The following is an 8,828-nucleotide window of genomic DNA, read 5'->3' as shown; positions in this document are numbered from 1 at the left end:
ACGACGTCTGTAGGTACATTCTTTTTTTTTTTTTTTCAAGGCAGAAGACGGCAGACGAGTTTCGCCTTATTCCCGGGGGCTCGGGGAGGTTTATAAGAGACGGCCAGGAAGGTCCGGGCCAACGCCGCCGCAAGCTCCACCAGATCGTCGGGGCGGCAGCAACCCAGCAACGTGGCCTTTTCGAAATCTCCCCCCAGCCCGACGCGGAACAGCGGCCCGTCCACCGCCCCTGCCACCGCATCGAAGCGCACATCGGTGCTGCTGTCGAACAGGGTGGCCTGCCCGCCGCCGTCGACCAGCCAGCCGAACTTCGGCGGCAGCCGGTGGAGGTCCCGGTCCGCCGCCAGCCGGGCGTCGAGCGCCAGAGCGTAGGGGCGCACATCCAGCACCGCCGTCCCGTCCAGCCCGGCGGTGGGGGAGGTCAGCACGTTGCGCACCGCCTCGCTCTCCGCGTCCTCCGAGACGTAGCCGAGCAAGCGAAGCTCCGCGATCAGCGCCGCCATGTCCGCTGCGGCGACGCCGCGCAGTTGCAGGTTGCCGCGGTGGCTGAGATCGACCAGACCGTTGCCGTAACGACGCCCCAGCTCCGCAATCCGCGTCGCCGAGGCGGCGGGAAGCACCCCGGCGGGAACGCGCACGCGGACCAGCAGGCCGTCGCCGACCTCCATCGGGGCCAGGACGCCGGGGCACATGCCGCGTCGGCGCGGCGGGTTGCGGGGCAGGGCATTGCAGGGTTGGGTGATCGCGCTCATGCGGACATCTCCTTGCGGCGGCGCAGATCGTCGCCCGTCGAATTGCGGCGTGGGTGCCAGAGACCGCGCTCCAGGGCCTCGGTCAACCGGTCCAGGATATGCCGGGCGGCGGCCGGATTGGACTGCGCCAGGAAGTCCCACACCCGCTGGTCGTCCACATAGGAGTCGTACAACTGGTCGAAATGATGGGGCCGCACCGCCGTGGTGGTCGCGGCGAAGGCGAACAGCGTGTCCACGCTCGCCGCCAGTTCCCCGGCGCCGCGGTAGCCGTGGCGCATCATGCCGTCGATCCAGCGCGGGTTGGCCGCCCGGCCGCGCAGCACGCGGGCGATCTCCTCGCCCAGCGTGCGGACGGTCAGGCTCTCCGGCTCCGAGCTGTCGAGATGGTAGAGCGCCGGGTCGTTGTCGACCAAGGCGGCGGCGGCGGAGAAGCCGCCCTCATACTGCATGAAGCCGTCGGTGGAGAGTACGTCATGCTCCCGCTGGTCCTGGTGATGCACCAGCGCGTCGGCCCCGCCGATGCGGCGGCGGAACAGGCTGGGCAGCGGCACGCCCTCCAGCCCCTTGCCGTAGGCGTGGCAGCTTCCTTCCAGATAGGCGGCGCCGAAGTCGGCCCGCGCCGCCCAGTCGCCCCGTGCGATCATGCCGGGCAGCGCCGTGCCGTAGGCGCCGGGCGCCGCCCCGAAGACCCGCGCGCTGGCCCAGCGCTCCGCCTCCGCCGCCGGGGTGCCGCCGGCCTCCAGTTCGGCGCGGTCGGCGCGGAGGGCGGTGGCGACGGGGTTGACGTCGTCGGGCTCGTTCTCCGCCATCACGGCGCGGACGGCCTGGTCGAACAGGGCGATCTGATGTGGGAAGACGTCGCGGAACAGGCCGGAGATGCGCAGCGTCACGTCCACCCGCGGCCGGCCGAGGACGGAGGCCGGCATCACCTCGAAGCCGGTGACCCGGCCGGAGCCGTTCTCCCACAGCGGGCGCACGCCGAGCAGCGCCATGGCCTGGGCCAGCTCGTCGCCGCCGGTGCGCATGGCGGGGGTGCCCCAGCAATCCACCACCAGCCGCTTCGGCCAGTCGCCATGGTCCTGCAGGTAGCGGGTGATCAGCGCATCCGCCGCCTGCCAGCCCAGCGTCCAGGCGGTCGGCGTCGGCACGCCGCGCGGGTCGAGCGCGTAGAGGTTCCGCCCGGTGGGCAGCGTGTCAGCCCGCCCCCGCGCCGGGGAGCCGCCGGGGCCGGGCTTGACGAAGCGCCCGTCCAGCCCGGCCAGCAATGCGGCCATCTCCGCCTCGCCGCAGGCGTCCAGCGCCGGGGCGACGTCCTCCGCCGTGGCGAAGCGGGCGACGGCGGCGAGCAGGCGGGCGCGGCGCTCCGGCTCCGGCGTGGTGCCGAAGACGTGCAGCCCATCGCGGATCTGCATCTCCTTGATGTCGCAGAGATGGGCGTCGAGGCGGCTGAGGATGGCGTCGGGGTCGTCGTCGGGCCGCAGGTTGCAGTCGGCGGCGACGCCGGAGCTCCAGGCGAGGTCCAGGATGGTCTGGCGCAGCCTGCCCAACCGCCGCGGGTCCAGCCCGGTCGCCATCGAATATTCGTCGATGGCCGTTTCAAGCGCGGCGAGGTCGCCGTGCAGCCCGGCCTCGACCGGCGGCGGCGTCAGGTGGCCGATCAGCACGGCGCCCAGACGGCGGCGCGCCTGCACGCCCTCGCCGGGGTTGTTGACGATGAAGGGGTAGAGACAGGGCAGGGGACCGGCGACGATCTCCGGCCAGCAGTCGGCGGACAGGGCGACGGCCTTGCCCGGCAGCCATTCCAGCGTCCCGTGCGCCCCCACCTGGACCAGCGCGTGGATGCCCAGCACATGGCGGAGCCAGAGGTGGAAGGCGTAATAGCCGTGGCTGGGCGGAGTCTCCGGGTCGTGGTGCTGGGTGGTGGTCAACGGGCCGTGGCCGCGGCTCGGCTGCACGGCGACGGCGACGTTGCCGCAGGCCAGCACCGTAAAGCGGAAGGCCGCGCCGTTCTCCAATTGGGCGGACCGCGGGTCGGCCTCCTCGTCGCCCCAACATGCCGCGATGCGGGTGCGGGCCTCGTCGGGGGCGAGGCGGCGGTAGTCCTCCAAACTCAGCAGGGCGGTGGCGCCGCCGGTCAGCGCCTCCATCAGGGCGGCGGACCCGGAGGGAAACCCGTCCAGCGCGTAGCCCTCGGCGCGCAGCCGCTCCAGGATGCCGACGACGCTCGCCGGGGTGTCGAGGCCGACCGAATGGCCGATGCCGCCGCCCGGCCCCGGATAGTCGGACAGCACCAGCGCCAGCTTGCGCTCGGCCCGCGGCGTGGCGCCCAGCCGCACCCAGGCGGCGGCCAGATCGGCGGCGAAGGCCACCCGGTCGGGCACCGGGCGGATCAGCGTCGGGGCGAACTCCAGGTCGGGGTCGAGCGCCCCTTCGGCCTTGAAGGCGATGGCGCGGGTCAGGATGCGCCCGTCCATCTCCGGCAGCACGACGTTCATGGCGAGATCGGACGGCCCCATGCCGCGGGCCGAGCCGCGCCAGCCCTCCTCGGGCGTGGTGGACAGCACGGCCTGGAGCACCGGCGTGCCGTTGGCCTCCAGCGGCGACCCGTCCTCGCGCGCCGCCGAGAAGCCGGTCAGGTTCATTACGACGGCGGCGTTCCGCGCGGTCAGGGTGGCGCGCATCCAGGCGGCGCAGTCCGGCTCCTTCAGGCTCGCCACGAACAGCGGCAGCGGGGCGAGGCCGCGCGCGGCCAGCGCGTCGCACAGCGCGTGCACCGGCTCCAGGTCGCCGGCCAGCAGGTGGGAGCGGTAGAAGACGACCGGCGCGCAGGGACCGGTCGCTTGATTGGGCCAGCCGTCATAGACGCCGAAGCGCGGCACCGGCGCCGGTTCGCGCCAGGGACGCTCCTGCCCGGCCAGCGTGGCGGCGTAGGCCAGCAGGTTGGCCATGTTGTCCGGCCCGCCTTCGGTGAATCCACGCCACAGCCGTTGCGCGGCCTCGGCCGGGACGGTGCCGTAGCCCTCCAGGGCAGGGTTCGGCTGGGCGCAGCCGGGCAGCACGGCCAGCGCCACCCCGGATTCCCGGCAGGCGGCGGCGACATGGTCCAGCCCGTAGCGCCAGTAGCCAGCCCCGCCGAGCAGCCGCAGAATGACCAGCTTCGCCTTGCGGATCACCGACTCGACGTAGAGGTCCACCGACAGCGGGTGCCCCAGCCGCGCGAGATTCGCCAGCCGCAGCGTCGGCAACGGATCGGAAGGCAGGGTGTCGCGATGGCGCTTCCAGCAGGCGGCGAGCGCCGTCAGGTCGCTGTCGGAGAAGGACAGGACGACGAGGTCCGCCGGGCTCTGCCCCAGATCCACGGCCTGGGGGCCGGCGTCGAGGTCTTCCTGGCGGGCGGCGAGTAGGTGCATGGGCCACAGCTTTGCAAACACTCCCTCTCCCGCCCCGGGAGAGGGTGCCCGCGAAGCGGGCGGGTGAGGGTACGGGCAAGGATCGCTGCGGTCTCCGCGTGCGACCCTCACCCTCCCGCTCTGTGAGCGGGTCCCTCCCTCTCCCGGGGCGGGAGAGGGGTTTTAAGACAGCGCCGCGGTGACGGCGTCGCGGTCCAGGCCCGTCTCGCCGATCACCACGAGACGGCTGCGGCGCGGCTCGTCGGGCTTCCAGAAGCGGTCGAAATGGGTCTGGATGCGCGTCCCCACGCCCTGCACCAGCAGGCGCATCGGCTTGCCCGGCACGTCGATGAAGCCCTTCAGGCGCAGCACGCCGTGGGCGGCGGCGACCCGCTCCAGAGTCTTCGCCAGCGCCGCCGGGTCGGGCTGCGGGCCGAGTTCCACGACGAAGCTGGTGAAGTCGTCGTGGTCGTGGCCCTCCTCCTCGTCATGATGGCTCGGGCGGTTGGCGAGGTCGTCCTCGGCGCCGGCGCCGACGCCGAGAAGCACCACCGGATCGACCTTGCCGTTGCTGGCGCGCAGGATCTTGGCCTCGCGCCCAGTGCCGCCTTCAGCCATGGCGGCGCGGATCAGGTCCTCGACCTTCGCCAGATCGGCGGCGTCCACCAGATCGGTCTTGTTCACCACGATCAGGTCGGCGCAGAGCAGCTGGTCCTCGAACACCTCCTCCACCGGGGTCTCATGATCGAGCTGCCCGGCCTCGGCGGCCTGGGCGGCCAGCGCCGCCGGATCGGGAGCGAAGCGGCCCTCCGCCGCGGCGGCGGCGTCGACCACCGCGACCACCCCGTCCACCGTCACCCGCGTCTTGATCGCCGGCCAATGGAAGGCCTGGACGAGCGGCTTCGGCAGGGCGAGGCCGCTGGTCTCGATGATGATGTGTTCCGGCGGCTGCGGGCGGGCCAGCAGCTTCTCGATGGCCGGGACGAAATCGTCGGCGACGGTGCAGCACAGGCAGCCGTTCGCCAGCTCGATCACGTCATCCTCGGTGCAGGTCGGATCGCCGCAGGCGCGCAGGATCTCGCCGTCGATGCCGACGTCCCCGAACTCGTTGATGATCAGCGCCAGACGGCGCCCGGCGGCCTGCTCCAGCAGGCTGCGGATCAGCGTCGTCTTCCCGGCGCCGAGAAAGCCGGTGATGACGGTGGCCGGGGTCTTCCCGGCGGTCAGCGGGCCGGAGGTCATCGGCCGTCTCCTGAAAATAGGGAAAGAGAGAGGATCGGGTCGGTCGGCCGTCAGCGGAGCGGGCGCCCGGCGGCCGGGAACGGAAGGGCGGCCTGAAGCGGCAAGGAGGACGGACTGAGGACGGCGCGATTCGTCATGATCTGGTTTCCCTGTCTCCGCCACACCCGGCGGATTGGATGAGTGTCGGTCCGGCGGCAGGTTTCCTGGCTCGCGGGTCGTCGTCGCGCCTCCCGCCTTCCCGGCCTGTCGGCCCGTGGCATTTCCGGAGGCGGACTCGCCGCATACAGTTGCGGGGGCAGCCGCGGCCTTGGACCCCATCCGGGCCCGCACCGCATTCCCTATTATCCCCGCGCCTTCACGGCGGACGGGGCACCGTCGGGGGCGCAGAATTGCAGGCGCACCCCCGATTTGCAAGCGGCCATTTGGCGGCGTGGACGCATGCCGTCGAACCCGGTACGCTCCGCCCATACCACCGTTGGCGTGTCGGAAGATCGGTACAGTCTGTCTGGAAAGCTGACACTTCGGACGGTGTGGGGAGCCCGCGGCTTAGCAGGGAGAAATAAGTGATTCCAATTGCTTGTTCGATAGCTCCGCAGTTGGCATGTTCTGTGCTTATACCAGCGTAACCAAAAACGCGGACCGGCAGACGACGCGGACGAACAGGGAGGGAAAAGCGGCACCCATGGCCGACGACATCATTCTGGAAGCGCGCGGACTCTCGAAGGAGTTCAAGGGCTTCATCGCGGTGAAGGAGGTGAACCTCCAGGTCCGCCGCGGCACCATCCACGCGCTGATCGGCCCGAACGGCGCCGGCAAGAGCACGGTCTTCAACCTGCTGACCAAGTTCCTGACGCCGACGCGCGGCCAGATCCTCTACAAGGGGCGCGACATCACCGCCATGAAGCCCGCCGACGTGGCGCTGCTCGGCATGGTGCGCTCCTTCCAGATCTCCGCCGTCTTCCCGCACCTCAGCGTGCTGGAGAACGTCCGCGTGGCGCTGCAGCGCCCGCGCGGCACCAGCTTCCATTTCTGGAAGCCGGAGGCCAGCCTCTACGACCTCCATGCCCGCGCCGAGGAGCTGATCGAGGCGGTGAACCTGACCCCCTGGGCCGGCCACACCGCCGCCGAGCTGCCCTACGGCCGCAAGCGCGCGCTGGAGATCGCCACCACGCTGGCGCTCGACCCCGAGGTGATGCTGCTGGACGAGCCGCTGGCCGGCATGGGCCACGAGGACATCGAGGGCACCGCCGCGCTGATCAAGCGCGTCTCCGCCGACCGCACCATCCTGATGGTGGAGCACAACCTGTCGGTCGTCGCCCACCTGTCGGACACCATCACCGTGCTCCGCCGCGGCGAGATCCTGGCCGAGGGCGCATACGACGTCGTATCGCGCAACCCGCAGGTCATGGAGGCCTACATGGGTACGGGTGAGGTGGGCCATGCCTGACGGTGCGACCGCGAAGACGACGATGCTGGAAATCCGCGACCTCCAGGCCTTCTACGGTGAGAGCCACGTTCTGCACGGCGTCAACATCGACGTGCGCCAGGGCGAGGTGGTGACCCTGCTCGGCCGCAACGGCGCCGGCAAGACGACCACCATGCGCTCGATCATGGGCATCGTCGGCAAGCGCAACGGCTCGATCCGCTTCCAGGGCAAGGAGCTGATCGGCATGGCGCAGCACAAGATCCCCCGCCTCGGCATCGGCTACGTGCCGGAGGAGCGCGGCATCTTCTCCTCGCTCAGCGTGGACGAGAACCTGATGCTGCCGCCGGTGGTGAAGTCGGGCGGCATGACCGTGCCGCAGATCTACGAGCTGTTCCCCAACCTCCAGGGCCGCGGCACCACCCAGGGCACGCGCCTGTCGGGCGGCGAGCAGCAGATGCTGGCCATCGCACGCATCCTGCGCACCGGCGCCGACCTGATCCTGCTCGACGAGCCGACCGAAGGGCTGGCCCCGGTGATCATCGAGCAGATCGGGGTGGCGGTGCGCAAGCTGAAGCAGCGCGGTTTCACCATCGTGCTGGTGGAGCAGAATTTCCGTTTCGCCGCGACCATCGCCGACCGCCATTACGTGATGGAGGAAGGCCATGTCGTGGACATGATCCCCAACGACCAGCTCGCCCAGAACATGGACAAGCTCCACACTTATCTGGGCGTCTGACCAAATCACCCCCACTGCCGAAAACACTCAAAACAAAGCCAATCGAAGGGAGTTCGAAATGCTCAAGACGTTGCTTTGCGGGACCGCGCTGCTGGCGCTGACCGCTGGGGCCGCGCACGCCCAGGTCTCCAACAACGTGATCAAGATCGGCGTGATGAACGACCGGTCCGGCATCTACGCCGACCTCGCCGGCGAGGGCTCGGCCATCGCCGCCCGTCTGGCGGCCGAGGAGTTCGGCGGCAAGGTCGCCGGCGCGCCGATCGAAATCGTCGTCGCCGACCACCAGAACAAGGCCGACATCGCCGCCAACACGGCGCGCGAGTGGATCGACGCCGGCAACGTGGACGTCATCGCCGACGTGCCGAACTCCGCCGCGGCGCTGGCCGTGCAGGGCATCACCAAGGACAAGAAGCGCATCTTCCTGATGTCCGGCCCGGGCTCGACCGACCTCAGCGGCAAGTCGTGCAGCCCCTACGGCTTCCAGTGGACCTACGACAACTACGCCATGGCCGCCGGCACCGCCCGCGCGCTGGTCGAGCAGGGCAAGAAGAACTGGTTCTTCATCACCGCGGACTACGCCTTCGGCCATTCGCTGGAGGATGAGACCACGAAGATGGTCAAGCAGCTCGACGGCAAGGTCGCCGGCAACGTCCGCCATCCGCTGGGCACCGCCGACTTCTCGTCCTACCTGTTGCAGGCCCAGGCCTCCAAGGCCGACGTGATCGGCCTCGCCAACGCCGGCGGCGACGCCACCAACGCCGTCAAGCAGGCCTCGGAGTTCGGCATCACCCAGTCGGGCCAGAGCCTCGCCGGCCTGCTGCTGTTCATCAGCGACGTGAACGCGCTGGGTCTCCAGGCCGCCCAGGGCCTGCTGCTGACCACCGGCTTCTATTGGGACACGGACGACCAGACCCGCGAGTGGACCAAGAAGTTCGAGGCCAAGGCCGGCCGCAAGCCGACCATGGTCCAGGCCGGCGTCTACTCCGCCGTCCGCCACTATCTGAAGGCGGTCGAGGCCGTCGGCTCCGACGATCCGGACAAGGTCGCCGCCAAGATGCGTGAAACCACGGTCGAGGACATGTTCACCAAGAACGGCAAGATCGCCGCCAACGGCCGCATGTTCCACGACATGTATCTGGCCCAGGTGAAGACCCCGGCCGAGTCCAAGGGCCCCTGGGACTACTACAAGATCGTGAAGACGATCCCGGCCGAGCAGGCGTTCCTCGACCCGGCCAAGAGCGGTTGTTCGTTGGTCAAGTAAGGTTGTCGCGTCGGGCCCCCTC

At 70.2% G+C, this 8,828-nt stretch carries 6 protein-coding genes and 1 riboswitch; of the genes, 3 read left to right on the top strand and 3 right to left on the bottom strand.

Annotated elements, in window-relative coordinates; all coding sequences use genetic code 11:
* Positions 1–35: 35 nt before the first annotated feature.
* The 3 genes from GBZ26_RS23490 to cobW form a co-directional block, all read right to left on the bottom strand.
* Positions 36–752: a hypothetical protein gene (locus GBZ26_RS23490; RefSeq protein WP_247884881.1), complete on the bottom strand. Its 717-nt coding sequence runs from the start codon at positions 750–752 to the stop codon at positions 36–38.
* Positions 749–4,162 carry a cobaltochelatase subunit CobN gene (cobN, locus tag GBZ26_RS23485; RefSeq protein ID WP_174440924.1) on the bottom strand — a complete coding sequence of 1,138 codons (3,414 nt, stop codon included), beginning with the start codon at positions 4,160–4,162 and terminating at the stop codon, positions 749–751. Before cobN ends, GBZ26_RS23490 begins: the two co-directional genes overlap by 4 nt.
* Positions 4,163–4,324: 162 nt before the next feature.
* Entirely contained in the window at positions 4,325–5,383 is a 1,059-nt protein-coding gene (gene cobW, locus GBZ26_RS23480) for a cobalamin biosynthesis protein CobW (RefSeq protein ID WP_174440923.1), read from the bottom strand.
* Between the two features lie 176 nt (positions 5,384–5,559).
* Positions 5,560–5,775: riboswitch (cobalamin riboswitch) on the bottom strand.
* Between the two features lie 290 nt (positions 5,776–6,065).
* Here cobW and GBZ26_RS23475 point away from each other — a divergent pair.
* Genes GBZ26_RS23475 through GBZ26_RS23465 form a run of 3 tightly spaced genes read left to right on the top strand, consistent with a single transcriptional unit; the run spans position 6,066 to position 8,806 of the window.
* Positions 6,066–6,830 (top strand): ABC transporter ATP-binding protein, encoded by a 765-nt coding sequence (locus GBZ26_RS23475; protein WP_059399139.1) that lies wholly within the window; start codon positions 6,066–6,068, stop codon positions 6,828–6,830.
* On the top strand, positions 6,823–7,545 hold the full coding sequence (locus GBZ26_RS23470) for an ABC transporter ATP-binding protein (RefSeq protein ID WP_174440922.1): 723 nt from the start codon (positions 6,823–6,825) through the stop codon (positions 7,543–7,545). The genes GBZ26_RS23475 and GBZ26_RS23470 overlap by 8 nt, the downstream gene beginning before the upstream one ends.
* Before the next feature lie 58 nt (positions 7,546–7,603).
* Positions 7,604–8,806, top strand: a complete 1,203-nt coding sequence (locus tag GBZ26_RS23465) for an ABC transporter substrate-binding protein (protein ID WP_174440921.1) — start codon at positions 7,604–7,606, stop codon at positions 8,804–8,806.
* Positions 8,807–8,828: the final 22 nt, after the last annotated feature.

Source organism: Azospirillum formosense (assembly GCF_013340925.1).
GTDB lineage: Bacteria > Pseudomonadota > Alphaproteobacteria > Azospirillales > Azospirillaceae > Azospirillum > Azospirillum formosense.
Note: the sequence above shows the minus strand (reverse complement) of the source record. Positions and strands in the feature narration are given on the sequence as shown.